General features: G+C 68.9%; 21 protein-coding genes. 8 read left to right on the top strand and 13 right to left on the bottom strand.

Translation table 11 applies throughout. From position 1 onward, the window contains the following. Positions 1-84 precede the first annotated feature (84 nt). Genes AC3WLD_RS08180 through AC3WLD_RS08170 form a run of 3 tightly spaced genes read left to right on the top strand, consistent with a single transcriptional unit; the run spans position 85 to position 3,635 of the window. Positions 85-1,278, top strand: a complete 1,194-nt coding sequence (locus AC3WLD_RS08180) for a hypothetical protein (RefSeq protein WP_492556451.1) — start codon at positions 85-87, stop codon at positions 1,276-1,278. A 10-nt stretch (positions 1,279-1,288) separates the two neighbouring features. Further along, the gene (locus AC3WLD_RS08175) at positions 1,289-2,260 is read left to right on the top strand and encodes a hypothetical protein (RefSeq protein ID WP_492556450.1); all 972 of its coding nucleotides are present in this window, start codon (positions 1,289-1,291) and stop codon (positions 2,258-2,260) included. Between the two features lies 1 nt (position 2,261). After that, positions 2,262-3,635: a sensor histidine kinase gene (locus tag AC3WLD_RS08170; RefSeq protein WP_492556449.1), complete on the top strand. Its 1,374-nt coding sequence runs from the start codon at positions 2,262-2,264 to the stop codon at positions 3,633-3,635. 4 nt (positions 3,636-3,639) lie between these two features. On the opposite strand, the gene AC3WLD_RS08165 is transcribed toward AC3WLD_RS08170, so the two are convergent. The 3 genes from AC3WLD_RS08165 to gltX form a co-directional block, all read right to left on the bottom strand. After that, the gene (locus AC3WLD_RS08165) at positions 3,640-3,831 is read right to left on the bottom strand and encodes a hypothetical protein (RefSeq protein ID WP_492556448.1); all 192 of its coding nucleotides are present in this window, start codon (positions 3,829-3,831) and stop codon (positions 3,640-3,642) included. Positions 3,832-3,934: 103 nt separating this feature from the next. After that, entirely contained in the window at positions 3,935-5,221 is a 1,287-nt protein-coding gene (locus AC3WLD_RS08160; protein WP_492556447.1) for a citrate synthase, read from the bottom strand. A 71-nt stretch (positions 5,222-5,292) separates the two neighbouring features. Further along, positions 5,293-6,759 (bottom strand): glutamate--tRNA ligase, encoded by a 1,467-nt coding sequence (gene gltX, locus AC3WLD_RS08155; RefSeq protein WP_492556446.1) that lies wholly within the window; start codon positions 6,757-6,759, stop codon positions 5,293-5,295. 28 nt (positions 6,760-6,787) lie between these two features. Here gltX and AC3WLD_RS08150 point away from each other — a divergent pair, with 28 nt between their 5' ends. Then, positions 6,788-9,055 (top strand): ComEC/Rec2 family competence protein, encoded by a 2,268-nt coding sequence (locus AC3WLD_RS08150; protein WP_492556445.1) that lies wholly within the window; start codon positions 6,788-6,790, stop codon positions 9,053-9,055. Here the strand turns inward: AC3WLD_RS08150 and lexA are convergent. The 3 genes from lexA to moaC all read right to left on the bottom strand — a co-directional run bounded on the left by lexA (position 9,049) and on the right by moaC (position 11,496). Beyond that, the gene (gene lexA, locus AC3WLD_RS08145) at positions 9,049-9,741 is read right to left on the bottom strand and encodes a transcriptional repressor LexA (protein WP_492556444.1); all 693 of its coding nucleotides are present in this window, start codon (positions 9,739-9,741) and stop codon (positions 9,049-9,051) included. The two genes, AC3WLD_RS08150 and lexA, sit on opposite strands and share 7 nt — an antisense overlap. Positions 9,742-9,814: 73 nt before the next feature. Then, the gene (locus AC3WLD_RS08140) at positions 9,815-11,026 is read right to left on the bottom strand and encodes a molybdopterin molybdotransferase MoeA (RefSeq protein ID WP_492556443.1); all 1,212 of its coding nucleotides are present in this window, start codon (positions 11,024-11,026) and stop codon (positions 9,815-9,817) included. Further along, a complete protein-coding gene (gene moaC, locus AC3WLD_RS08135) occupies positions 11,023-11,496 on the bottom strand; it encodes a cyclic pyranopterin monophosphate synthase MoaC (protein WP_492556442.1) in 474 nt (157 codons plus the stop codon). The genes AC3WLD_RS08140 and moaC overlap by 4 nt, the downstream gene beginning before the upstream one ends. A gap of 236 nt (positions 11,497-11,732) precedes the next feature. Between moaC and AC3WLD_RS08130 the strand changes: the two genes are divergently transcribed. Beyond that, complete coding sequence (locus AC3WLD_RS08130) at positions 11,733-12,923, top strand: serine hydrolase domain-containing protein (protein WP_492556441.1); 1,191 nt, start codon at positions 11,733-11,735, stop codon at positions 12,921-12,923. A 46-nt stretch (positions 12,924-12,969) separates the two neighbouring features. Here the strand turns inward: AC3WLD_RS08130 and AC3WLD_RS08125 are convergent, their stop codons facing one another. The 7 genes from AC3WLD_RS08125 to AC3WLD_RS08095 form a co-directional block, all read right to left on the bottom strand. Next, entirely contained in the window at positions 12,970-14,190 is a 1,221-nt protein-coding gene (locus tag AC3WLD_RS08125; protein ID WP_492556440.1) for a cytochrome P450, read from the bottom strand. Positions 14,191-14,349: 159 nt separating this feature from the next. Beyond that, complete coding sequence (gene trpC / locus AC3WLD_RS08120; protein WP_492556439.1) at positions 14,350-15,138, bottom strand: indole-3-glycerol phosphate synthase TrpC; 789 nt, start codon at positions 15,136-15,138, stop codon at positions 14,350-14,352. Between the two features lie 222 nt (positions 15,139-15,360). Beyond that, complete coding sequence (gene trpD / locus AC3WLD_RS08115) at positions 15,361-16,350, bottom strand: anthranilate phosphoribosyltransferase (protein ID WP_492556438.1); 990 nt, start codon at positions 16,348-16,350, stop codon at positions 15,361-15,363. Continuing rightward, positions 16,347-16,943 (bottom strand): anthranilate synthase component II, encoded by a 597-nt coding sequence (locus tag AC3WLD_RS08110; protein WP_492556437.1) that lies wholly within the window; start codon positions 16,941-16,943, stop codon positions 16,347-16,349. Before AC3WLD_RS08110 ends, trpD begins: the two co-directional genes overlap by 4 nt. 48 nt (positions 16,944-16,991) lie before the next feature. Beyond that, positions 16,992-17,840: an SDR family oxidoreductase gene (locus tag AC3WLD_RS08105; protein ID WP_492556436.1), complete on the bottom strand. Its 849-nt coding sequence runs from the start codon at positions 17,838-17,840 to the stop codon at positions 16,992-16,994. 67 nt (positions 17,841-17,907) lie between these two features. Continuing rightward, positions 17,908-19,443 carry an anthranilate synthase component I family protein gene (locus AC3WLD_RS08100; RefSeq protein ID WP_492556435.1) on the bottom strand — a complete coding sequence of 512 codons (1,536 nt, stop codon included), beginning with the start codon at positions 19,441-19,443 and terminating at the stop codon, positions 17,908-17,910. Positions 19,444-19,447: 4 nt separating this feature from the next. After that, entirely contained in the window at positions 19,448-21,385 is a 1,938-nt protein-coding gene (locus tag AC3WLD_RS08095) for a peptidylprolyl isomerase (RefSeq protein ID WP_492556434.1), read from the bottom strand. Between the two features lie 184 nt (positions 21,386-21,569). Between AC3WLD_RS08095 and tpiA the strand changes: the two genes are divergently transcribed. From tpiA to pyrG, 3 genes are all read left to right on the top strand, one after another. Beyond that, positions 21,570-22,337, top strand: a complete 768-nt coding sequence (gene tpiA, locus AC3WLD_RS08090; protein WP_492556433.1) for a triose-phosphate isomerase — start codon at positions 21,570-21,572, stop codon at positions 22,335-22,337. A 216-nt stretch (positions 22,338-22,553) separates the two neighbouring features. Beyond that, positions 22,554-22,970 carry a preprotein translocase subunit SecG gene (gene secG / locus AC3WLD_RS08085; RefSeq protein WP_492556432.1) on the top strand — a complete coding sequence of 139 codons (417 nt, stop codon included), beginning with the start codon at positions 22,554-22,556 and terminating at the stop codon, positions 22,968-22,970. A 190-nt stretch (positions 22,971-23,160) separates the two neighbouring features. Beyond that, positions 23,161-24,792: a CTP synthase gene (pyrG, locus tag AC3WLD_RS08080; RefSeq protein ID WP_492556431.1), complete on the top strand. Its 1,632-nt coding sequence runs from the start codon at positions 23,161-23,163 to the stop codon at positions 24,790-24,792. The last annotated feature ends 117 nt before the right edge of the window (positions 24,793-24,909 follow it).

Below are 24,909 nucleotides of genomic sequence, written 5' to 3'. Positions count from 1 at the left end.
GCCGCGGCCTACGATAGGCGCGGACAGGAGAATTCCTTGCGGGTCGCACTGCTATCACTTCTTGAGCCGTCAGGCGGCGAGCCCGTGGGGCCGAACGGTTACCTGCGCATCGGCGGGCAGTCGATCGCCCGCCGCCAGCTGGCGCTGGCCCTCGCGCTCGGCTGTTCGCGGATCGTGTTTCTGGCCGAGTCGCTGAGCGGCGAACTCGTCTCACTTCAGCACGTCGCGGAGGATCACGGCGCGCAGTTCCACGTGGTGGCCGCACCGCGCGCGCTCGTGCCGCTGGTCGCGCCGGAGGACGAGCTGATCGTTCTCTCGCCCGGCCTCTTGGCGATGCCGGAGGACGCCATGAACCTGCTCGGCAGCGGGCAGGGCGTGCTGGTGATGCCGGTCGAGACCGGGCTTGCCGCCGGGTTCGAGCGGATCGACCTCAACCATGCCGAGGCCGGCGCGATGCGCTTGCCGGGACGCGTGGTGGCTCAACTGGGGGATCTCCCCGGTGACTGGAACGCGCCGTCCGCGCTGCTGCGCCTCGCCATGCAGGGCGGGGTGCGGCAGCTGCCCTTGCCTTCTACGCTGGTCGAAACCGGGCGCTGGTCGCTGGTCCGGAGCGAGGACGACGCGCACCGCGCCGAGCCGCGCTGGCTGCGCCTGCATACCGCGGTGAAGGGCCGGCGCAGTCCCGGCGAGGCGCTGGCAGCAGGGATCGTCCACGGCTTCGGCCCCGCGGTGCTGCACGCCGGCACCCGGTCGTTTGCCGTGACCGTGGGGGCCTGGGTGGCCGGGCTGCTGGGCCTCGGCGCCGCCTGGCTCGGCTCGCCAACCACGGGCTTCTGCTTCCTCGGCGTGTCGTGGCTGATCCGGCGCTGCGCCGCCCTGCTCGCGCGGATCGAGCGGGACTCGCTGGTCCTTGCCGAAGGCTGGTTCCAGCCCGAGCTGGTTTTCGCCTGGGCCCTCGACCTCGGCTTCGTGCTGGTTTCCGGATGGCGCAGCGAGATTCCCGACCTCCCCGGCGTGCCGCTGGGAAGCAGCTATTTCGCAGCGGCGGTGTTCGTCGGATTACTCAGGCTGGTTCCGGCCCTCGCGCCGGGCGAGGGCTGGGCGATGGCGCTGACCGATCGGCTGCTGCTTGCCGTCGGTCTCGCCGCAGCCAGCGCGTTCGCCGCGTTCGACTCCGTCCTGATGGGAGCGAGCGTCGTTCTCCTTGCCGCGGGGCTGTTCCTTCCACGCATTTCGCGGCATAGACCGGCTAACCCGCCCTTAACCAAGAGCGATTAGACCGCGCACGATGGTCGAGACTGCATTGCATGGCGCCGGCGCTGCGCCCGATATCGAGGCGCTGTTGCAGGAGGACCTGCAGCAGGCCGATCTTGCGCTCGCCAACGCGCGGCCGATCCTGCGCCATCTGCTGGGCAACGATGATCATTCGATCTTCAGCGACGCGATCGTCGCAAGGGTGCGCGGGATGCTGCGCGACCTCGCCAGGCAGCTTGTCACGGCGATGGCGGAAGCGGGCGGGCACAGCGATATCCGGGTCGTGTCGTCCGAGGCCTGCGACGAGCTCGCCAACGCATTCAGCGACAGCCCGGTGCTGCTGGCCCACGCCCATGCTCTGGCAGTGGAATGGCAGCTGACGGAGCGACTGCAGACGCGCCTCTCGCTCGATCCGGTGCTGTCGCCGCTGGTCCAGTCGCTGATCGCCTCGAGCGACCCGGCCACCTCTGCCACAGCCATGGCCGCGCTCGCCGCGCAGGCGCGCTTCGGCCAGAGCCAGCGCCGCATGGAATTGCCGCTGACCGAGCTGCCCGGCGACCTGTTCCACCTCGCGCTGGTCACGATGCGGGCCTATGTCGCCGACCACCCCGAGGCCGACCGCAACGCGGCGAAGGCCGAGGAAACCCTGCGCCAGCGCCATGAGGAGCGCCGATCGCGGCTCGGCCTGATCGAACGGCTCATCACCGCGCTGCGCGGGGAGGCTGCGCAGGCCCTGTCCGTCGAACACGCCGGCGTGGCGATGTTCCTGACCGCGCTGTCGATCGGTTCCGGGCAAGACCGCGATCTCGTCGTCCTGACCACCAGCGAAAGTCAGGCGGCGCGGCTGGCGCTGGCCTTGGCGGCCTGCGGATTGAAGCCCGACGCGGTGGCGGCGCAGTTCCTCGCGCTTCATCCCGAGGTCAGCTTGCCCGACGGCTTCGGCACCCTGCGCCCTGACCGTGCGGCCGCGATCCTGTCGCTGTCCGCCGGAGGCCACGGCCGCTAGGATGACCGCGCTCGCGATCATCCGGGCGCGAAGCGACGGCAGCGATCGGCTGGTCGAAGCCGACGAGCCGTTGGCCGGCCTGCAGCTGCGCGCCGGCGGGGCCTTGCCCGGGCCAATCGCGATCCCGACGCTGCTGGCGCTGGTTCGCAAGGCCCGGCGGCACCGCATTCGCCTCGCCCGGACCATCCACGCGCTCGACGACGGCAACGAGATCGCGGCCTGGGCTGCGGTGGAGCCCGGCGAAGACGGGGCGACCATCGAACTGAGCCAATGGCGCGCCGGTCCTGCGATGTGGCCTGCGGGTTCCGATGTGCCCGATGCGCAGGACCTGTTGCGCCATCTCGCCGATGGCACTGCGCGGCTCGACGCGGATCAGCGCGTGCTCGCTTCCGAAATGCGCAGCGCCGACCTGGCTGAACTGCAGCAGCTGTTCGCCGCGGGGCAGGGCCACCGGTGGACCGATTTCGTGATCGTGGAGGACGGTGGGCACCGCCAGCCGTTGCACTGGCGCCTGCTCGACGGGGCGAGCATCCGCGTGCCCGGCTCGGCCCGGACGTTCCGCGCCCATATCCTTCCGCAGGCAGGCGCGGCGCTGGGCGGGTTCGAACTGTGCCTCGTTCCGCTGGCGGTCGAGACGGTTCCTGAGGTCTCGGCGGCCGAGCCCGAACCTGCGGGCGATTACGGCAGTCTCCTTGGCCGCGAACTCGCCCCGGCGCTGCGCCAGCCGATCAACCGGATCATCGCCAATGCCGAGACGATCCGCACCAAGCTCGCCGGGCCGCTGGCCGACCAGTACAGCGCCTATGCCGCCGACATCGCCAATGCCGGGCGGCATCTGCTAAACCTCGTCGAGGATCTTGCCGATCTCGAGGCGATCGAGACACCCGGCTTTGCGCCGGCGCCGGACCGGATCGACCTCGCCGAAGTCGGACGACAGGCAGGCGGCATCCTTTCGGTTCGCGCGGCCGACAGGCAAATCACGTTGCTGCTCCCGCCCGTCGAGGAGCGCGCTCCGGCGGTGGGCGAGTTCCGGCGCGTCCTGCAGATCCTGCTCAACCTGCTGGGCAACGCCATCAATTACTCGCCCGAAGGGACGACCGTCACCGTCTCGTGCGGGGAGGACGAAGCGGGCGCATGGATCGCCGTCCGCGACCAGGGCCAGGGCCTCGACCGCGACCAGGCCGACAAGGTGTTCCGCAAGTTCGAACGGCTTGGCCGCAAGGGCGATGGCGGCAGCGGCCTTGGGCTCTACATCTCGCGCCGGCTCGCCCGCGCGATGGGCGGGGAGCTCGAGGTCGAAAGCGCGCCCGGTGAAGGGGCGCGCTTCGTCCTGCGCCTGCCGGCGGACCGTGTCGAGCTGCGCGAGGCCGGCTGAGCGGTCAGGCTTTCCGGCGGGCGAACCAGATCAGGCCGAGCCCTGCCAGCACAACGACCGAACCGATGATGGCCCATTGCCCTTGCGCGAGCATGAAGCTCGAGGCCGGCCACATGATCAGGCCGAGGCCCTGACCGGTCCACAGGCCGCCCATCAGCACCATCAGAATGCCGAGTATCATCAGTACGTTGCGCATCAGGTTCCTCCCACGGTGCGACCCGCTGGAGCGATGCTAACACGAAAGCGCCGGACTCCCGAGGGAATCCGGCGCTTCGATTTGCCGGGGCTTTTTGCCGCGCTCAGCGCTGGCTGAGCGGCACGTAGTCGCGTTCGGTCGCACCCGTGTAAAGCTGGCGCGGACGGCCGATCTTCTGGCCGGGATCGCTGATCATCTCGTTCCACTGCGCAACCCAGCCGACGGTGCGGGCCAGCGCGAAGAGCACGGTGAACATCTCGGTCGGGAAGCCGATCGCCGAGAGGATGATGCCCGAGTAGAAATCGACGTTCGGGAACAGCTTCTTCTCGATGAAGTAGGGATCGTTGAGCGCGATCTCCTCGAGGCGAAGCGCGGTCTCGAATAGCGGGTCGTTGACCTTGAGCGCGTCAAACACCTCGCGCACGGTCTTCTGCATGACCGTCGCGCGCGGATCGTAGTTCTTGTAGACGCGGTGGCCGAAGCCCATCAGGCGGAACGGGTCGTTCTTGTCCTTGGCGCGCTCGATGTACTCCGGGATCTTGTCGGGGGTGCCGATTTCCTTGAGCATGTTCAGCGCGGCTTCGTTGGCGCCGCCATGCGCCGGACCCCACAGGCAGGCGATGCCCGCGGCGATGCACGCGAACGGATTGGCACCCGACGAACCGGCGAGGCGCACGGTCGAGGTCGAGGCGTTCTGTTCGTGGTCGGCGTGGAGGATGAAGATCCGGTCCATCGCCTTTTCGACTGCGGGCACGACCTCGTATTCCTCGGCCGGAACGCCGAAGGTCATGCGCAGGAAGTTACCGGCGTAGGACAGGTCGTTCTTCGGATAGAGGAACGGCTGGCCGACCGAGTACTTATAGGCCATCGCCGCGATCGTCGGCATCTTGGCGATCAGGCGATGGGCGCTGATCCGGCGCTGTTCGGGATCGGCGATGTCGGTCGAGTCGTGATAGAACGCCGAAAGCGCGCCGACCACGCCGCACATGATTGCCATCGGGTGCGCGTCGCGGCGGAACCCCCGGAAGAACGTGCTCAGCTGTTCGTGCACCATCGTGTGGCGGCTGATCGTGCGCGAGAAGCTCGAAAGCTCATCCTGGCTCGGCAGTTCGCCGTTCAGCAGCAGGTAGCAGACTTCCATGAAGCTCGAATGCTCGGCCAGCTGCCCGATCGGATAGCCGCGATGCAGCAGCACGCCTTCATCGCCGTCGATGTAGGTAATCGCCGAGTCGCAGCTCGCCGTGGAGGTGAAGCCGGGATCGTAGGTGAAAAGCCCCGTCTGGCCGTAAAGCTTGCGGATATCGATGACGTCGGGGCCCACGGTCCCGCTCGTGATGGGCAGGTCGACGGTCTTGCCGCCGACGTTGAGAGTTGCCGAAGTATCACCCACCTGAATGCCCTCCTTCACATCGTTTTCGCGGCCGATTGGCGGCCGATTGAATTTCCGGTTCGCCCTGCCGGTCAGGCCGCCTGATCGCGAATCCGCGCCAGCGACTCGTCCCGCCCAAGCAGGAACAACACATCGAATATTCCCGGCGAGGTAGTCTGCCCCGTCAGCGCGGCGCGCAACGGCTGGGCTAGTTTGCCCAGGCCAACCCCCAGCTCCTCGGCCAAGGATTTCAGACTGGCCTCCAGACTGGCCAATGTCCAGTCATTTTGCACCTGCAGCATGGCGAGGATCCGGCCCAGCACGCCGCGCGCGTCAGCCGTGAGCAACGCCTCGGCCTTGGCGTCGGGCGTCAGGGGCCGGGCGGCGAACAGGAAGGCGGCACCGCGCGCGATTTCGTCGAGATCGTTGGCGCGGACCTTGAGCACCGGCATGGCACGGGTCAGCAGGTCGAGGCCGGTGTCAGCGGTGAGACCTGCAACCGCCCCGGCCAGCCGGGGAGCGACCAGCCCGGCCAGCCGCGCGTCGTCGGCCTCGCGGATGTAGTGCGCGTTGAGGCTTTGCAGTTTCTTGAGGTCGAAGCGCGATGGCGACTTGCCGACGTGGGCGATGTCGAACCACGCAATGGCCTGGTCGCGGGCGATGATCTCCTCGTCGCCGTGGCCCCAGCCGAGCCGGAGCAGGTAGTTGAACAGCGCCTCGGGCAGGATGCCCATCTCGTCGCGGTAGCTGTCGACCCCAAGCGCGCCGTGGCGCTTGGACAGCTTCGCCCCGTCCGAGCCGTGGATCAGCGGCACGTGCGCGTAGACCGGATCGGCCCAGCCACCCTCGATCGCATGCATCGCGCGGATGATGACAAGCTGGCGGAACGCGTTGTTGAGATGGTCGTCGCCGCGGATCACGTGGGTCACGCCCATGTCGTGGTCATCGACGACCACCGCCAGCATGTAGGTCGGCGTACCGTCGCCGCGGAGAATCACGAAGTCGTCGATCTCGGCGTTCTGCACGGTCACGGTGCCCTGGACCTGGTCCTCGATCACCGTCTCGCCTTCGCGCGGAGCCTTGACCCGGACGACCCACGGCTGCCCGGCCGGCCAGGTCGAAGGGTCGGCGTCGCGCCATTCGCTGTCGATCCGGAACGGGCGACGTTCGGCCTGTGCCTTTTCGCGGCGGGCGGCGAGTTCTTCCTGGGTCAGGTAGCAGCGATAGGCGTGACCCGCGTCGAGCAGTTTGTGGGCGACTTCGGCATGCCGCTCGGACCGGGCGAACTGGAACGTCGCCGGTTCGTCACCGCCAAGGCCGAGCCATTCGAGCCCGTCGAAGATCGCGGCAATCGCCGGTTCGGTCGAGCGGGCGCGGTCGGTGTCCTCGATCCGCAAAAGGTACGTGCCGCCATGGTGGCGCGCGTACAGCCAGTTGAACAGCGCAGTGCGCGCTCCGCCGATATGAAGGAACCCGGTCGGCGAGGGCGCGAAGCGGGTCACAACGGCGGTGGTGCCGGCGGGCGATGTCACGGAATCGGTGGCAGTGGCGCTTGCCATCGGCGGCGGCTTCCTTTCCTGTCAGGCCATGGCGTCCGCGGCCGCAGATCCGCCCGGCGCACCGGCGCCCGACGAACCGCGCGAACGGTCGCGCACTTGGGCCATCTTGGCCGGCTTGTCCAGCGCGGGACCAGCCACGCTACGCCGCATCGACGAATTCCTGGAGGGGCGCCCGTTCGAACGCGGCAACTGGCTGGCAGTGGCCTTCGCAGCAGGCATCGTCGTCTGGCTGGGCCTCGATGGGCCTGCGCAATGGCTGGCGCTGTTGGCAATCGCTGCCCTGATGGCGGGCGCGGCTGCCTTGACCGTTCCGCAGCGCCTTGCCTGGCTGCGGCTTGCAGTGCTCTCCACCACGTTGATGGTGGCGGCGGGGTGCCTGACGGTCTGGGCCAAGTCGGCGCTGGCCGGCGCCCCGACCATCGAGCGGCCCATGGTCGTCCGCCTGACCGGCCGGATCGAGGCACGCGAGGTCCAGGGCGCAGAGGACCGGGTCCGGCTGACCTTGTTGGCGCGGCTGACCGGGCAGGACCAAGCGATGCGTGTCCGGGTCAATCTCGACGACGCCGACGACGACCCCGCGTTTGCCGAAGGGGCGACGGTGGCGATGCGAGCCCGGCTGATGCCGCCCGCTCCGCCGATGCTTCCGGGCAGCTACGACTTTGCCCGGGCAGCGTGGTTCGCCGGGATATCCGCCACCGGCAGCGTGCTAGGAAAGCCCCGGCTGATCGAGCCGGCCAGCGGCGGCGCGCGGCTGCGCGAATGGCGGCACGCATTGTCGGAGCATGTCCGCGCGCAACTCGGCGGCACGCCCGGCGCGATTGCGATGGCCTTTGCCAGCGGCGACCGCGGGGAGATCGCCAAGGCCGACGAGGAAGCGATGCGCGATGCGGGGCTCACCCACCTGCTGTCGATCAGCGGGCTGCACGTGAGCGCGGTGGTGGCCGCCGGCTATGCGCTGGCGATCCGGCTGCTCGCACTGTGGCCATGGCTCGCGCTGCGGGTGCGGCTGCCGGTCGTCGCGGCAGCGGTCGGGGCCGGCGGCGGGATCGCCTACACGCTGCTGACCGGGGCGGAGGTGCCGACGATCCGCTCGTGCATCGGTGCGGTCCTGGTGCTGGGAGCACTGGCGCTGGGGCGCGATCCGCTATCGATGCGGATGGTCGCCATCGCCGCGCTGTTCGTCATGCTGCTGTGGCCCGAGGCGGTGCTGGGCCCGAGTTTCCAGATGAGTTTCTCCGCGGTCATCGCCATCGTCGCGCTGCATTCGGCCGAGCCGGTGCGGCGGTGGTTTGCCCGGCGCGAGGAGGGGTGGGTCATGGCAATCCTGCGCCACGGGGCGATGCTGCTGGTGACCGGCGTGGTGATCGAGCTGGCGCTGATGCCGATCGGGCTGTTCCATTTCCACCGCGCCGGGATCTACGGCGCTTTGGCCAACGTCGTTGCCATCCCGCTGACGACGTTCGTGTCGATGCCGCTGATCGGGCTGGCGCTGCTCCTCGACATCGCAGGACTGGGCGCGCCGGCGTGGTGGGCGGCGGGCAAGTCTCTCGAGTTGCTGCTGTGGCTCGCGCACGTCACCGCCGCGCAGCCCGGCGCGGTGGCGCTGCTGCCGGCGATGCCGGCCGGGCCGTTCCTGCTGTTCGTGGCCGGCGCGCTGTGGCTGGCGTTGTGGAGCGGGCGGGTGCGGCTGTGGGGGCTGCTGCCGGTGCTGGCGGGGGTTGCCGGAATGTCCCTTGTGCGGCCCGCCGATGTGCTGATCTCGGGCGACGGTCGCCATGTCGGCATCACGGGGGAAGGCGGAGAATTGCTCCTCCTGCGCGAGGGGCGGGGCGACTACGTCCGCGAAAGCCTGCTCGAGATTGCCGGGATGGACGGCGAGGTGCGCACGCTCGACGCATGGCCGGGCGCGACCTGCAACCGCGATTTCTGCTCGCTCGTCCTGACGCGCGAGGGGCGGCGCACGCGGCTGCTGATCGCGCGGGGCCGCGACATCGTCGAGGAGTATCCGCTTGCCGCCGCCTGCGAACGCGCCGACCTGGTCATCGCCGACCGCCGCCTGCCGTGGACCTGCCGCCCGCACTGGCTCAAGGCCGACCGGCGGATGCTGGCGACGAGCGGCGGGCTGGCGCTCGACCTTGCTGCCCGGCAGGTCACCAGTGTCGCCGACACGCAGGGGCACCACGGGTGGTATCGCTGGCCGGAGCCTCGGAACCGCTCGCGCCAGGCCGGCCCCCCTCCGTCAGCCGCCGATGCGGCTGCCACCTCCCCGGGCGGGGGAGGATCGGCGGATCAGTGATAGCGGCGCAGCAGCCCGGCGAGCTTGCCCTGCACCTGGACTTCGGCCGGCTTGTAATACTGCGGATCATAAGCGGCGTTGGCCGGGTCGAGCCGGATCATCCCGTTCTCGCGGCGCAGGTACTTGAGCGTGGCTTCCTCGCCGCGGACCAGCGCGACGACGATTTCCCCATCGCGCGCGGTCTCGGTCCGCCGAACGAGGGCATAGTCGCCGTCGAGAATTCCGGCTTCCATCATCGAGTCGCCCGATACCTCGAGCGCGTAGTGCTCGCCCGCGCCGAGCAGTGCGGCCGGGACCGGCAGGGTCGACTGGCCCTCAAGCGCCTCGATCGGCGCGCCTGCCGCAATGCGGCCGTGGAGCGGGAGCTCGATCACGTCGTTGGCGGCGGCGGGCTGCGCCGCGGGCTTCTTCAGCGGAGTCAGCGCGGAATTCGAGTTCGCGGCGGCCTTCACCGGAGTCTTCGCCTGCGCGCTCTCGGGCTGGCGGAGCACTTCCAGCGCACGGGCGCGGTTGGGCAGGCGGCGAATGAAACCGCGCTCTTCCAGAGCGGAAATCAGGCGGTGGACGCCGGACTTCGACTTGAGGTCGAGCGCCTCCTTCATCTCTTCGAACGACGGGGAGATGCCGGTTTCCTCCAGCTTGTTCTGGATGAAGGTGATCAGTTCGTGCTGCTTGCGCGTCAGCATCAGTCTCACTCCCGCGAGCGCCCGACCATCAGGCGAACGAATGCGGAACGAATAAGCAACCTGCGAGAACCCGTCAAGCAATTCCGCCATTTTCGAGCAAGTAGATGCTCACCGCTTCGCCGGCGGCGCGCTCGGGCGCGTGGGCTTGGCGCAGGATGAGGGCATTGGCGCGGGCCAGCGGGGTCAGCGCGCCCGAATCCTGGAGCGAGTCGGGCGTCACCCGCTCGCCGTCCCAGGTGCCGCGAAGAAACTCGGTGCGACTGCCGCCCTTTGCCATGTTTTGCGCCAGAACCGAGGAAATCGGCCGCGGGCAGGGTGCGTCCGAACCGAGCATCGCCCGTACCAGCGGCAGGAGGAACAACCACGCGGTGACGAACGCCGAGGCGGGATTGCCCGGCAGGCCGAGCACCAGCTGCCGCCCGCGCCGGGCCACCAGGAGCGGCTTGCCGGGCTTGATGGCGACCCGCCAGAACTCGAGGTCGGCTCCGAGCTCGGCGAGCGCCGGACGGATCAGGTCGTGGTCGCCGACCGAAGCGCCGCCGGTGGTGACAATCAGGTCCGCATCCGGCGCGGCGGAGAGCGCGGCGACCAGCGACTCGAGCCGGTCTGGAACCGGGCCGCTGCACGTCACCTGCGCGGGCAGGCCGCCGAGCATCGCGGCGATCATCGGGCCGTTGCTCGCCGGAAGCAGCGCCGGGTCGCGGCCCGCGCCGGGTGCGACCAGCTCGTCGCCGCTGTCGAACACCGCGATCCGCGCCTCGCGGCGGACCGGCAGGAGGTGGTGGCCCGCCGCGATGGCCAGCGCGAGCTGCGCGGGGCCGAGCTGGGTTCCCGCAGCGAGGACCGGCGATCCGGCGGCGAAGTCCATGGCCTGCGGGCGGATGTGCCTGCCCGGCGGGACGGGCGCTTCGCCGGTCAGCACCAGCGCATCGCCGTCGCGGCGGCAGTCTTCCTGGAGGAGGACGGCGTCCGCACCCTCCGGCACCACCGCGCCGGTCGAGATCCGCACCGCCTCGCCCGGACCCACCGTTCCGCTGAAGGTATGTCCCGCGGCGCTTTCGCCGATGACGTGCCACGGCCCGGGGAGGTCCGCGCCGCGCAGGGCGTAGCCGTCCATGGCCGAGACGGGGGCGGCGGGCTGGTCGCGGCGGGCGGGGAGGTCCTGGGCGAGCCAGAAGCCCGCGCATTCGGTGATGCGGCGGTGTTCGACGGGCAGCGCCGGGGCCATCGCCATCAGCTTCGCCTGGGCATCGGCAAAGGGGAGGGGCGGGGCCTTGCCGCTCACTCCGCCGCCTTCCAGTCGCCCGACTTGCCGCCGCGCTTTTCGATCAGCCGAACGCTTTCGATGACCATGCCTTTGTCGACCGCTTTGGCCATGTCGTAAATCGTCAGCAGCGCGACCGAGACCGCGGTCAGCGCCTCCATCTCCACCCCGGTGCGCCCGATGAGCGAAGCGGTCGCCCGGGCTTCCACGCCGTCATCAGTGAGGGTGAAAGCCACGCTCACCGCGTCGAGGGCGAGCGGGTGGCACAGCGGGATCAGCTCGCCGGTCTTCTTCGCCGCCATGATTCCGGCGATGCGGGCGGCGGCGAGGACGTCGCCCTTGGGCACCGTGCCGTCGCGGATCGCCGCGAGCGCCTCGGCCGACATGCGGATCCGCCCGGCCGCGATCGCCACCCGCGCGGTCTGCGCCTTGCCGCCGACGTCGACCATCCGGGCGTTGCCGTCCGAGTCGAGGTGAGTCAGCCCGGTCATGCGAAACCCGCGGATTTGCGTCGAAGTTGACGAAGTTGACAGTGTCCAGGGAGAAAACTCCGGGGCCTCCCCGAAGGACGCCGCAAGGTGCTGCCGGCAAGGTCTGAAGATCGCTCGAACATGGCCGTCACATGCCAGACGCATTGCGGGTAGGACAGCCCCAAACCGGCCGAAAAAGCGTGTCGACTTCGCCCGATGCGAACGGCAAGTTCGGCGCACGACAAAAGGGGGATGCCATGAAGAAGCGGAACATCGTGCTGAGCGCGCTTGGCGCGGTGCTGCTGGCGGGCGGGGGCTGGTTCGCCGCGCAGGACAAGGAGACCCGCGGCCTGCTGCTGGCCCTGCCGACCGACCGCGATGTGCTGTCCTGGTCGATCCCGCAGCGCGATGCGGCGTTCCGCGCGATGGATCGCCTGCCGGTGCTGGCCAAGGCGAACACCATCCAGCCCGCCGCGAACCCGCTGCCGCTGCCACCGGGCGAGCCGCTCGTCATCCCGGGGCTCGACGCGTACATGAAGACCCAGCGCACCGCCGGGATCGTCATCCTCCAGGACGGCAAGCTGCGGCTCGAGAGGTATGGCCTCGATTTCGACGCCAAGGGTCGCTGGACCAGCTTCTCGGTCGCCAAGTCGTTCACATCGACGCTGGTCGGCGCGGCGATCGCGGACGGCAAGATCAGGAGCCTCGACGACAAGGTCAGCCAGTACATCCCCGGGCTGCGCGGCTCGGCCTATGACGACGTTTCGGTCCGCCAGCTTCTGACCATGAGCAGCGGAGTGCGCTGGAACGAGGACTACGAGGACCCGAACGCCGACGTCGCGAAGTTCAACAATGCCGAACCCGAGCAGGGCATGGACGCGACGGTCAGCTATATGCGCAAACTCCCCCGCGCGCATCCGCCGGGCGAGGTCTGGCACTACAACACCGGCGAAACCAACCTGATCGGCGTGCTGGTGACCTCGGCCACCGGCAAGAGCCTCGCCGCCTATCTCGAGGAAAAGGTCTGGCAGCCCGCCGGGATGGAGGCGCAGGCGACCTGGCTGCTCTCGAAGACCGGGCAGGAGATCGGTGGCTGCTGCCTCCAGGCCGCGACCCGCGACTATGCCCGCTTCGGGCTGTTCGTGCTGAACGGCGGCAAGGGTCTGGACGGCCGGCAGGTCGTTCCCGCCGACTGGTTCGCGCAGGCCACCGTCAAGCAGAAGGACATCGGACGAGCCGGCAAGGGCTATGGCTTCCAGTGGTGGACCTACGACGACGGCAGCTTTGCCGCGCAGGGGATCTTCGGGCAGGGCATCTTCATCGACCCCAGGCGCCGCCTGGTGATCGCCACCAACGGCGACTGGACGCGGGCGAGCGCCGGGCCGGAAGGGGCGGAGCGGGAGGCGTTCTACCGGCAGGTGCAGGCGATATTGGACGGGGGTGGGTGAAGCGTGATGAGCCGCCGCTCAGCATCGCAGGACCGGACCACCCGGCCTAGCCCACGTCCCATTCCAGGTGCAGCTCCAGCAACCGGTTGGTGACCCCCGAGCCGGCCTTGGGCTCGGTTCCCGCTGCGATGCGGAAATCGGGGATCCGCTGGAGCCATTCCTCGAGAAACAGGCGGATTTCCCGCTTGCCGAGCCGGTTGCCGATGCAGGTGTGCGGGCCGGTTCCGAACACCATGTGCGGCGGGTACCGGCGCTGGTAATCGACCGTCAGCGGGTCATCGACGACGCTCTCGTCGAGCCCGGCCAGCGGATACATCAGCAGCAGGGATTCGCCGCGCTTGATCGGAACCCCGGCGAACTCGACGTCCTCGGTGGCGACCCGCGCGATGTGGCTGACGCCAAAGCGGCGGAGCATTTCGTTCACGGCGTTGTCGATCCGGTCGGGGTGCTCGATCAGCTCGCGGCGGTGCGCGGGGTTCTGGGCGAGGAACGCGGCCGCGAACCCGATCGAGATGGCCACCGTGTCGAGCCCGCCGGAGACCACCAGCAGCGACATGCTGAAGATTTCGTCGTCGGTCAGCTTGCGGCCATCGACTTCGGCGACCAGCATGCGCGACATGAAGTCGTCCTGCGGGTTTGCGCGCCGCAGGTCGAGCTGGCGCATGACATAGGCGCCGAGTTCCTCCCACGCGCCCTCGTGCTCGGGATGCACCGAGGACAGCCGGTGGCCCACCGACAGCAGGTAGCGCAGGTCTTCACGCGGCAGGTTGATCAGCACCATGAACGCCACGACCGGCATGATCGTGGCGAACTCGCTCATGAATTCGCAGCGCCCGTGCGGCTTGATCGCCTCGATCATGTCGATCGCGACCTGGCGCGCCTCGTCGGTGACCCGGCGGAGAGCGGCCGGGGCGAAGAACGGCTCCATCAGGCGGCGGTACTTGCTGTGCAGCGGGGCATCGGCGTTGGTCGGGATCAGGAAAGGCGACGTCCCCTGGGGGACGAAGATGTCGCGGCTCGAGAACGCGGCGGGGTTGAGCGCCGCCTGGCGCATCTGCTCGGCGCGCGTGACCACCCAGTGGCCGCCGTTGTAGGGTGTCCAGAAGACCGGCGGATGGCTGTCCTGGAACGCCTTCCACAGCCTGTGGATATCCGGCGAGTTGTTGCCGCCGGGACCGGGGCCGGCGTAAAGGTCGAAGTCGAACGCAAGCTCGGCCGGCACGTGCTCCGGCCGTGGGACGGTGGGCCTCTCGATTACACTGGCCATCCGGCAAATCCTCTCGTCCGGCCGGAGGTGTCGCCAGCCTTTCTGCACGAAGGATTATCGCGCGCCGGGTTGGAGGACCACTGCAATTGCGGGAATTGGGGGCGTGGCGGGCCGATACGGCGCGCTGGCGGGCATCAATTCACAAGGATGATGGCGCACCTAGCCATTCAGCAGGCGGCGGGTGGCCTCCGCGACGTCCGCCTCGCGCATCAGGCTTTCGCCGACCAGGAACGTTCGCGCGCCGCACTTTTCGAGGCGCAGCAGGTCGGCGTGGCTGTTGATGCCGCTTTCCGCGACCAGCAACGTGCCTTCCGGCGCCAGCGGGGCGAGGCGTTCGGTGGTGGCGAGGTCGGTGACGAAGCGCTTGAGATCGCGGTTGTTGACCCCGATCAGGCGGGTGGCGAGCCGGGCGGCGCGCTCCATCTCGGCTTCGTCGTGGACCTCGACCAGCACGTCCATGCCCTGCTCGCGGGCGGCGGCCTCGATCTCCGCCATCTGCGCGTCTGACAGCGCGGCGACGATGATCAGGATCGCGTCGGCGCCGATGGCGCGGGCCTCGGCGCATTGCCAGGGATCGACCATGAAGTCCTTGCGGATCACCGCCAGGTCGCAGGCGGCGCGGGCGGCGATCAGGAAGTCCTCGTGCCCCTGGAAATAGGGCGCGTCGGTCAGCACCGAAAGGCACGCCGCGCCGCCGGCCTGATAGGCGCGGGCGTGGGCGGGCGGATCGAAGTCGGCGCGGATCAGGCCCTTCGAGGGGCTGGCCTTCTTGATCTCGGCGATCAGGGCAAAGCCGGTCGCGGCTTTCGCCCGCAGCGCGGCCTCGAACCCGCGCGGGGCGGTCTGCGTGGCAGCGCGGGCAGCGAGATCGGCGAGGGAGGTCGCCGCCTTGCGCTGCGCGACTTCGCCGCGCTTGGTGTCGCAGATTTCGGTGAGCTTGTCGGTCATCGGGTTCGCCCTTTGCCCGTGGCGGTGGGTTGAGTCGAGGGGGAGAAGTGGTTCGCGCAAAGGCGCAAAGAAGAACGAAGGCGCAAAGATGGTGCGCTGGGCCGCAAGGCCCTTGCCGATTTTGTCGTTCGGGAAAACGGACTGTATGAACAGGAAACCGGCTTCGCCGGATGCGCGACCTCTTTGCGCCTTTGCCAACCTTCGCGCCTTTGCGCGAACTCACTACTTCAGCGCCGAAATCCAGCAATCCAGCAGCGCCTTCGCCAGTCCCTTATCGAGCGCTTCGGCGGCTTCCTCCACGCCCTCGCGCCAGCCTTGCGCTTCGCCTGCGACCATCAGCGCGGCGGCGGCGTTGTAGAGGACGGCGTCGCGGTAGGGGCCGGGTTCTCCGAGCAGGAGGCGGCGCAGCGCCTCGGCGTTGAAAGCCGGATCGCCGCCCCGGATCGCGCTGACCGGGGCATGCGGGATGCCCGCGTCGGCGGGATCGGTGCGCCGCATCAGCACTTCGCTCCCTACCACTTCGGCCAATTCGTTGCCGCCGGCGAGGCTCAGTTCGTCGAGACCTTCGTCGCCCGAGATGACCATCGCGTGGTCGGTGCCGAGCCGGGCCAGCGCATCGGCATAGATCGGCACATAGGCCGGGCGGGCGATGCCGACGAGCTGGCGGCGGACCCGCGCCGGGTTGGCGAGCGGGCCCATCAGGTTGAAGATAGTCCGACGACCGATGCTTTTGCGGATCGGCATTATCCGGCCCATCGCCGGGTGGTGCTTGCCGGCGAAGAGGAAGCAGATGCCGATGTCGGCGAGCGTCGCCTCGGCCGTCGCCACCGCGCGGTCGAGGTTCAGGCCCAGCGCCTCGAGCGTATCCGCCGCACCGGCCTTGGAACTGGCGGCTCGGTTGCCGTGCTTGGCGACGGGCACCCCGCAGGCCGCGACGACGAGGCTCACCGCGGTCGAGACGTTGAGCGTGTGATGGCCGTCGCCGCCAGTTCCGCAGACGTCGATGGCATTCGCCGGCGCTTCGACCGGGATCATCCGCGCCCGCATCGCCCGCGCCGCGCCTGCGATTTCGCTCGCGGTCTCGCCACGGTCTGACAGCGCGACGAGGAAGCGGACGATTTCGTCGTCGGGTACCGTGCCATCGAGAATGCGGCCGAACGCGTCCTCAGCCTCGTCCTCGGCGAGGGGGTGTTCGACAGGAGGAAGGCTCACGCGGCGATGTCCTCGGGCACCTTGGCGTCGATACCGCACAGCCGCAGCCAGTTGGCGAGCATGGCGTGGCCGTGCTCGGTGGCGATGCTCTCCGGGTGGAACTGGACGCCGTGGATCGGCAAGGCGGCGTGGCGGAAGCCCATCGTGTGCTCGTCATCGCTGGTGGCGTTGACGACCAGGCACTCCGGAATGTCGGTAACGATCAGCGAGTGATAGCGGGTGGCGATGAACGGGGAGGGCAGCCCTGCGAACAGCCCGGTTCCGTCGTGGCTGACCGGCGAGACCTTGCCGTGCATCAGCCCGCCGCGCACCACCTTGCCGCCGAAATACTGCCCGATCGACTGGTGGCCGAGGCACACGCCGAGCAGCGGCACCCCCGCATCCGCCGCCGCGCCGACGAGGTCGAGGCTGATCCCGGCTTCGTTGGGTGTGCACGGACCCGGCGAGAGCAGGAAGCCTTTTGCCCCGCTCGACACCGCCTGCGCTGCGCTCATCGCGTCGTTGCGCACGACTTCGACCTCTGCACCCATCTCCATCAGGTAGTGGACGAGGTTCCAGGTGAAGCTGTCGTAGTTGTCGATGACGAGGATCATGGTCGCGCGCCTTAAGCGGGAACGCGGTGCATTTCCAGCGCGGCGTCGCTATCCGGCGATACGCCTGGCGAAGATTTCGACCACCGAGTTGCCGGTCTCGTCGACCACCTTGGACGCGACGGCGGTCTTGGCGAAGGGCGAGGTGATGTTGCGGAAGTCAGGCTTCTCGGCGGTGGCGACCGCGACGATGATCTCCGCGACCTCGTCGCCGGTCTGGCCGTGGGTCGCGAAAACGTCGGACGTTGCGCCAAGGTAGTTGCCGGCCATTTTGTCATACGGCGCGGTCATCCCCGCGATTGCGCTGGCCGAACTGCTGCGGACCGAGGCGACGAATTCGGTGTTGATCGGCCCGGGCTCGACCAGGCTGACCTTGATCCCCATCGCCTGCGCGAGCGGCGCGAAGCCTTCCATCATGCCCTCCACCGCGAACTTGGCCGCGCAGTACGCCTCGTTGAAAGGCTGGCCGAGCAGCCCGCCGACGCTGGTCACGCTGATGATCCGGCCCTCTCCCGCCGCCCGCATGTGCGGGACGACCGCCTTCGTCGTGTTCCACACCCCGAAGAAGTTCACCTCCATCGTTCGCCGCAGATCGGCGTCCGAGGTCTGCTCGAGCGAACCGAGGAAGCCCGCCCCGGCGTTGTTGACCAGCACGTCGATCCGTCCGTGATCGGCGATGATTCCGGCCACGCAGGCATCGATGGACGCCTGCTCGGTCACGTCCAAAGTGCGTACTTCGAAGGAGACGCCGGCCTTGGCCGCTTCATCGAGCAAGGGCTGCTGCTTGCCGTTGTCGCGCATCGTGGCGACGACGTGATGCCCGGCCTGCGCGAGCCGCACCGCCGTGTGCAGCCCGACGCCCGTTGAGCAGCCGGTTACCAGGGCTATCGGCTTTGCCATTGTCTCTCTCCCGTCCTGTTTGGCGGGAGTGTGCGCGGACCCACGGCTTACCGCAAGCGGGTTGGCGCTACTGCCCGAAACCCGGCTCTGCGGCGACCCGCAGCGCTTCCCGGGCCGCCGCGAAGAGTGCGCCGCTCTTGGCTTCGCATTCGCGCTGTTCGTATTCGGCCACGCTGTCGGCGACGATGCCGGCGCCGGCCTGGACGTGGAGGACCCCGTCCTTGATCACCCCGGTGCGCAGGACGATGCAGCTGTCGATCGAGCCGTCGGGGGCGAAATAGCCGACCGCGCCGGCATAGGCGCCGCGGGTTTCAGGTTCGAGTTCGGCGATGATCTCGCACGCGCGGACCTTCGGCGCGCCGCTGACCGTCCCGGCGGGGAAGCCCGCGAACAGCGCGTCGACGGCATCGGCGCGGGCCGTGTCCAGCTCGCCGGTCACGTTCGAGACGATGTGCATGACGTGGCTGTAGCGCTCGATCGTGTAGCTCTCGGTGACCTTGACCGTCCCGGCCTTCGCCACCCGGCCGACGTCGTTGCGGCCCAAGTCGAGCAACATGAGGTGTTCGGCGCGCTCCTTGGGGTCGGCTAGCAGGCTGGCCTCGTTGGCCTTGTCTTCCTCGGGCGACTTGCCGCGCGGGCGGGTTCCGGCGATCGGGCGGATCGTGACTTCGCCGTCGCGGACCCGGACGAGGATTTCCGGGCTCGATCCGACCAGCGCGAAGCCGGGGAGGTCGAGGAAATAGAGGAACGGCGAGGGGTTCACCCGGCGCAGCGCCCGGTACAGGGCCATCGGCGGCAGCGGGAACGGCGCGGTGAAGCGCTGGGCGAGCACGACCTGGAAGATGTCGCCGGCCTCGATGTAGTCCTTCGCATTGCCGACCATTTCCGCGTAGCGCGCCGCATCGAGCACCGGGCTGCGAGCGATCTCGCCGTCGTCGGCCAGGCGCGGGTCGGCGGGCGCGGGCAGCGCAAGGCGGCGCAGTGCTTCATCGATCCGCTCACCGGCACGCTCGATCTGGGCGGCCGGATCGCCGCCGCCGGCCCATAGCGGCGCGACGACGTAGAGTTCGTCACCGAGGCGGTCGAACACCAGCACCAGCGTGGGGCGCACGAACAGCATGTCGGGCAGTTCCAGCGCGCTCTGCGGGGCGCGGGGAAGCTTCTCGACGAGGCCGATCGTCTCGTAGCCGAAGTAGCCGACGAGGCAGGCGAGCGCCGAGGGCAGCTCTGCCGGCACGTCGATCCGGCAGGACTGGACGAGCGCGCGCAGTTCGGCGAGCGCATTGCCGGGCAGCGGCGCGAACGCAGCGGGATTGTGCTGCCAAGCACGGTTGACCTCCGCCGCCGCGCCGGTTGCGCGGAAGACAAGGTCGGGGTCGATGCCGAGCAGGCTGTAGCGGCCGCGCACCTCGCCGCCTTCGACCGATTCGAGCAGGTAGTCGCCGCGTCCTTGCTCGAACAGCTTGAGCGCCGCGCCGACCGGGGTTTCGGTATCGGCGACGATCTTTCGCCAGACCAGCGCCGGGCGGCCGGAGGCGAGGGCCTTGGCCGCAGCCGCGGCGTTTTCCGGCGCGCCTGCGCCCGCGATCGACCCCCCGTTCACCAGCTTACTGGCCCGAACCGACCAGTTCGCTGCGAACCTTGCCGATCCCGGTCGGGTTCTTTTCCGAGCCGACTTCGGCGCGGATCGCGGCGCGGAACTGGCGGGCGTACTCCTGGCCGGTGATCTGGCCGAGCTGCGCCGCGGCCTGCGCCAGCAGCGGGTCGTTCTTGTCGACCTGGCCGGGGATGATGTCCGAGACCGTGACGATGTAGAAGCCCATCTTGTTCGGACCTTCGAGCTGCTTGCTGCTCTTCTTGGCCATCGCGAAGAGCAACGCCAGCGGCGGCGGCACGCGTTCGCGCGACTGGCTGATCTGCTCGCGGGTCATGTCGACGTTCTGGACCGGGGGCAGGGCGACGCCGACCGAGGCCAGCGCGGCATTCAGCGGCACGCCCTTGGCGAGCTGGGCAAGCACCTTGTCGGCTGCCGCCTTGGCCTGGACCGAACCCTGCTGGAGGGCATAGTCGCGGGCAACGACCTCGCGGATTTCGCCGAGCGGGGCAGGGGCGGCCTGGGTGATCTGGCCGACCTCATAGACGGTGAAGGTCTTGCCAGCGACGACTTCGGCGAGCTGCGGCTCGCCCTCGCGTTCCATCCCGAACGCGGCGTTGACGACCGGCAGAACCGCGTCGGGTGCCTTTTCCTGCGGCTTGCCGAAAATCTGGCCGCTCTGCGTGACCGGAACCGTCGTGGCGACGGTCAGGCCGAGCTGCTTGGCGACGTCGGCGAGGCTGGCCCCCTTGTCGATCTGCTCCTCGATCTTCGCGGACGTGTCGGACAATGCGGCCTTGCGCTTCGCTTCGGTGAGCTGGGTGACGAGTTCCGGGCGGGCCTGGTCGAGGGTCTTGCCGGTGTTCTTCTCGATGGCGTCGACGCGGATCACGTGCCAGCCCAGCGGCGAGCGGCCGGGTGCGGCGAGCGCGCCCTGCGCGGCGGCGAACACCGCGTCGGCGATGGGCTGCGAGGCCTGCGAGGCGAGCGCGTTCTTCGTCAGCTTGTCGAGCTTGGTCGGGGCGAGGCCTTTCGAAGTGGCGGCGGCTTCGAGCGCCTTGCCACCCGCGACTTCGCCGGCGAGCGCCTTGGCGGCGGCTTCGGTCGGGACGATCACCTGGGTCAGGGTGCGGGTTTCCGACGCGGAGAACTGCGCGGCGTTCGCCTTGTAGGCGTTCTGGATCTCGGCCTCGGTCGGGGCGGGGACGTTCTTCAGCGCAGACTCGTCGAACACGATGTAGCGGATCGTGCGGCGTTCGGGCTGCATGTAGCGCTTCTGGTTCTGCTTGTAGAAGCCCTGCAGGACGGCGTCGCTTGGCGCCTTTTTGGGCGCGAACGCTGCGGAGGGGATGAGCGCGATGGCGCCCTGGCGGCGCTCCTTCAGCAGCGAGACGTACTGGTTGACCGCGGTCTGCGGCATGACCGCGCCGTAGCTGGCGGGCACCAGCAGCTGCTGCGCCATCAGGCCGTTGGCGAGGTCGGCGCGCACGGCGGCGTCGGTCAGCCCGCGCTGGGCGATCAGCGAACGGTACTGCTTCTCGCTGAACTTTCCGTCGGGGCCGAAGAAGGCGTCGATCTTGACCAGCTCGCTGTCGACCAGGCGGTCCGACACCAGCATGCCGTGCGCCTTGCCGAACTGCATCACCGCTTCGCGCGCGATCATGTCGTCGAGCAGGCTGTCGAGCATTTCGCCGGCGAGGAACTGCTTCATCGTCAGCGTCGGGTTCTGCTGGCGCTGCTGCTCGAAGGCGTTGGTCGTGGTCAGCTTGAGATCGGCGGCGTTGATCCGCGCCTTGCCGACGGTCGCCACCCGGTCGCTGCCGGTGACGCCGCCGAACATGTTGCCGGTGACGTCGGCGCTGGCGAAGGCGAGCGCGATCAGGGCGAGGAAGCCGAGGGTGAAGATCACGCCCAGGCGCGACTGGAAGAACGAACGGAAGAAGCCGAGCATGGGCGGGGTTTTTCTCTCGCTGATGTGAACGGGGCCTTTAGAGCGGCGGGGGCGCGGCTTCAAGCGCAACGCCCAACGGTGGATAACTGCATCCACAGGGACGCGTTGCGCTTTTGCAATAGCGGGCAGGGTTTGATAGCGGCCCAACCGAATCCGTTGAAATCATACCGAGGAATCACGGCACATGCCGAATCGCCCCTACATCGTCGGCAACTGGAAGATGAACGGGACCCGCGCCATGCTGGCCGAGGCCCGTGCGATCGAACGCGGTGCCGCCCGCTATCCCGGCGTCCAGGTCGCGCTGGCCCCGCCGTTCACCCTGATCGGGCTGCTGCGCGAGGAAGTCTCCGCCATGGGCGTCGGCGGGCAGGACTGCCACACCGAGGCCAAGGGCGCGCACACCGGTGACGTTTCAGCGACGATGCTGGCCGATGCCGGCGCGGACTTCGTGATCGTCGGCCACTCCGAACGGCGCAAGGACCACGGCGAGAGCAGTGCGGTCGTCAAGGCGAAGGCCGAGGCGGCGGTCGGCTCGGGCCTGGGCGTGATCGTCTGTGTGGGCGAGACGCTGGAAGAGCGCGACGCGGGCAAGGCGGAAGGCGTCGTCGCCCGGCAGGTCAAGGGCTCGATGCCCTCGGCCGAGGTGGCCGGCGATGCGCTGCCGGGCCGGATCGCGGTCGCTTATGAACCGGTCTGGGCGATCGGCACCGGCCGCGTCGCCGCGGTCGAGGACGTCGTCGCCATGCACCGTGCGGTGCGCGAGGTGCTGGTGTCGCTCTATGGCGAGGCGGGCGGGAAGGTGCGCATCCTCTATGGCGGCTCGGTCAACGCCGGCAACGCGGCGGACCTGCTGGCCGCCGAGGGCGTCGGCGGTGCGCTGGTCGGCGGCGCGAGCCTGACCGCGGACGCGTTCCTGCCGATCGTAGCCGCGGCGGGCAGCGAGGAGGGCTAAGCGCCAGATAGAGGCCCACCCCCGACCCCTCCCGCATGCGGGAGGGGAGAGAAGAGCTGCCTTTGTAGTCCCCCTCCCGCATGCGGGAGGGGTTAGGGGTGGGCAAGCAGCGCGGCCCTTCGATCCATTCCAGCAGCGCGGGCAGGGCAGCCACCAAGCTTGCACCCCGGCGCATCCCCGCCTACATGCGCCGGCAATCGTTTCAGGCAGAGATCCATGAACCTCTTCATCTTCCTCACCGTGGTCCAGGCGATCGTCGCCGCGGCCCTCGTCGGTGTGATTCTCATCCAGAAGTCCGAAGGCGGCGGCCTCGGCGTCGGCGGCAGCCCGTCGGGGCTGATGAGTGCGCGCGGCGCGGCCGACTTCCTGACCCGCACGACCACGATCCTCGCAACGCTGTTCGTAGTGCTGAGCATCGCGCTGGCGGCCCTGGCGGTCGAGACCAGCTCGGGCCGCGAGATCGACACCTCGCTCGAGCGCAGCAGCGGCGCAGGGCTTGTCGACCAGCAGCAACAGCAGCAGCCGGCCGCCGATCCGCTGGCGGCTCCGGCGGGCGGTCAGGCAGCCCCGGCGCAGCAGGCACCGGCTCAACAGGCGCCCGCGAACGACCCGCTGAAGGGCGCGGCGAACTAGTCGACCCACGGCGTCCCCGCGCAGGCGGGGACCTCGTGCCGCAAACGGTCCGTCGGATTGATGGAGGCCCCCGCCTGCGCGGGGGCGCGTTTGCATTTTGAGTGAAACCAGATTTGCTTGTGGACAGCGCGGCCCTTCGCCGTGTTGCCGCTTGCCCATGGCATACCGATAAGGATAGGGCGCAACTCCCATGGCGCGGTATATTTTCATCACCGGCGGCGTGGTTTCCTCGCTCGGCAAGGGTCTCATGGCGGCGAGCCTCGCGGCGCTGCTTCAGGCGCGCGGGTTCAAGGTCCGCATCCGCAAGTTCGACCCCTATCTGAACGTTGATCCGGGGACGATGAGCCCCTACCAGCACGGCGAGGTCTACGTCACCGACGACGGCGCGGAGACCGACCTCGACCTCGGCCATTACGAGCGCTTCACCGGCGTCTCCGCGCGCCAGGCGGACAACATCACCTCGGGCCGCATCTACCGCGACATCATCGCCAAGGAGCGCCGCGGCGACTACCTCGGCGCGACCGTGCAGGTGATCCCGCACGTGACCGACGCGATCAAGGACTTCGCCCAGACGGAGACCGACGACCTCGATTTCGTGCTGTGCGAGATCGGCGGCACTGTCGGCGACATCGAGGGCCTGCCGTTCATCGAGGCGCTGCGCCAGCTCCACAACGAGCTCGACCGCGACCAGACCTGCTTCGTCCACGTTACGCTGGTGCCCTATATCGCCGCCGCGGGCGAGCTGAAGACGAAGCCCACCCAGCACTCGGTCCGCGAGCTGACCGGGCTCGGCATACAGCCCGACATCCTGCTCTGCCGCTGTGAAAAGCCGCTGCCCGAGGGCGAGCGCGCGAAGATCGCGCAGTTCTGCAACGTGCGCAAATCGGCGGTCATCCCGGCGCTCGACGCCAGCAGCATCTATTCGGTCCCGCTCCAGTACCATGCCGAAGGGCTCGACCGCGAAGTCCTGCGCCACTTCGGCCTGACCGCGCCGGAGCCGAACCTGTCGCGCTGGGCCGACGTGGTGGATCGCTACCAGAACCCCGAAGGCGAAGTTACGATCGGCGTGGTCGGCAAGTATGTCGGCCTGCAGGACGCCTACAAGTCGCTCAACGAGGCGCTGGTCCACGGTGGCATGGCCAACCGGGTGCGGGTCAAGATCAACTGGATCGACGCCGAGCTGTTCGAGAAGGGCGACGACGAGATCATCGCCCACCTCGAACCGATGCACGGCATCCTCGTGCCTGGCGGCTTCGGCGAGCGCGGGACGGAGGGCAAGATCGCCTCGGTCCGTTTCGCCCGCGAGCGCGGGGTGCCGTTCTTCGGGATCTGCCTCGGCATGCAGATGGCCTGCATCGAGGGTGCGCGCAACACCGCCGGGATCGCGGGTGCCAGCTCCACCGAATTCGGCGCGACCGACGAGCCGGTGGTCGGCATCATCACCGAATGGATGACCGCCGAGGGCCTGGAAAAGCGCGAAGCCGGCGGCGATCTGGGCGGGACCATGCGGCTCGGTGCCTATGACGCGGTGCTGGCGGGCAACAGCCACGTTTCCGGCATCTATGGCGGCACGCAGATCAGCGAACGCCACCGCCACCGCTACGAGGTCAACGTCGCCTACAAGGACCGGCTGGAGCAGGGCGGGCTGGTGTTCTCCGGCATGTCGCCCGACGGCCTGCTCCCGGAAATCGTCGAGCGGCCCGACCATCCGTGGTTCATCGGCGTGCAGTTCCACCCCGAGCTCAAGAGCCGCCCGTTCGAACCGCATCCGCTGTTCGCCGGGTTCATCGCCGCGGCGGTCAAGCAGGCGCGGCTTTTCTGACGAAGCAGGGCAAATCTCGTGCTTCGTCACCCTGAACTTGTTTGTGCTCCGCACGCCTTCGGCTCCAGGGTCCACTTTCGTCAGCTCCTGAAAGGTTGTGACGCGCGCAAGCTGGGA

Source organism: Novosphingobium sp. FW305-C-111, from assembly GCF_058783565.1.
Note: the sequence above shows the minus strand (reverse complement) of the source record. Positions and strands in the feature narration are given on the sequence as shown.

Excerpts from the sequence above, each read along its gene's own strand:
- AC3WLD_RS08105 (WP_492556436.1), bottom strand. The coding sequence starts at position 17,840 with ATGGCAAAGCCGATAGCCCTGGTAACCGGCTGCTCAACGGGCGTCGGG.
- secG (WP_492556432.1), top strand. The coding sequence starts at position 22,554 with ATGAACCTCTTCATCTTCCTCACCGTGGTCCAGGCGATCGTCGCCGCG.
- AC3WLD_RS08110 (WP_492556437.1), bottom strand. The coding sequence starts at position 16,943 with ATGATCCTCGTCATCGACAACTACGACAGCTTCACCTGGAACCTCGTC.
- AC3WLD_RS08150 (WP_492556445.1), top strand. The coding sequence starts at position 6,788 with ATGGCGTCCGCGGCCGCAGATCCGCCCGGCGCACCGGCGCCCGACGAA.
- trpC (WP_492556439.1), bottom strand. The coding sequence starts at position 15,138 with ATGACCGACAAGCTCACCGAAATCTGCGACACCAAGCGCGGCGAAGTC.
- AC3WLD_RS08165 (WP_492556448.1), bottom strand. The coding sequence starts at position 3,831 with ATGCGCAACGTACTGATGATACTCGGCATTCTGATGGTGCTGATGGGC.
- AC3WLD_RS08170 (WP_492556449.1), top strand. The coding sequence starts at position 2,262 with ATGACCGCGCTCGCGATCATCCGGGCGCGAAGCGACGGCAGCGATCGG.
- AC3WLD_RS08130 (WP_492556441.1), top strand. The coding sequence starts at position 11,733 with ATGAAGAAGCGGAACATCGTGCTGAGCGCGCTTGGCGCGGTGCTGCTG.
- AC3WLD_RS08175 (WP_492556450.1), top strand. The coding sequence starts at position 1,289 with ATGGTCGAGACTGCATTGCATGGCGCCGGCGCTGCGCCCGATATCGAG.
- gltX (WP_492556446.1), bottom strand. The coding sequence starts at position 6,759 with ATGGCAAGCGCCACTGCCACCGATTCCGTGACATCGCCCGCCGGCACC.
- AC3WLD_RS08125 (WP_492556440.1), bottom strand. The coding sequence starts at position 14,190 with ATGGCCAGTGTAATCGAGAGGCCCACCGTCCCACGGCCGGAGCACGTG.
- AC3WLD_RS08095 (WP_492556434.1), bottom strand. The coding sequence starts at position 21,385 with ATGCTCGGCTTCTTCCGTTCGTTCTTCCAGTCGCGCCTGGGCGTGATC.
- lexA (WP_492556444.1), bottom strand. The coding sequence starts at position 9,741 with ATGCTGACGCGCAAGCAGCACGAACTGATCACCTTCATCCAGAACAAG.
- pyrG (WP_492556431.1), top strand. The coding sequence starts at position 23,161 with ATGGCGCGGTATATTTTCATCACCGGCGGCGTGGTTTCCTCGCTCGGC.
- tpiA (WP_492556433.1), top strand. The coding sequence starts at position 21,570 with ATGCCGAATCGCCCCTACATCGTCGGCAACTGGAAGATGAACGGGACC.
- moaC (WP_492556442.1), bottom strand. The coding sequence starts at position 11,496 with ATGACCGGGCTGACTCACCTCGACTCGGACGGCAACGCCCGGATGGTC.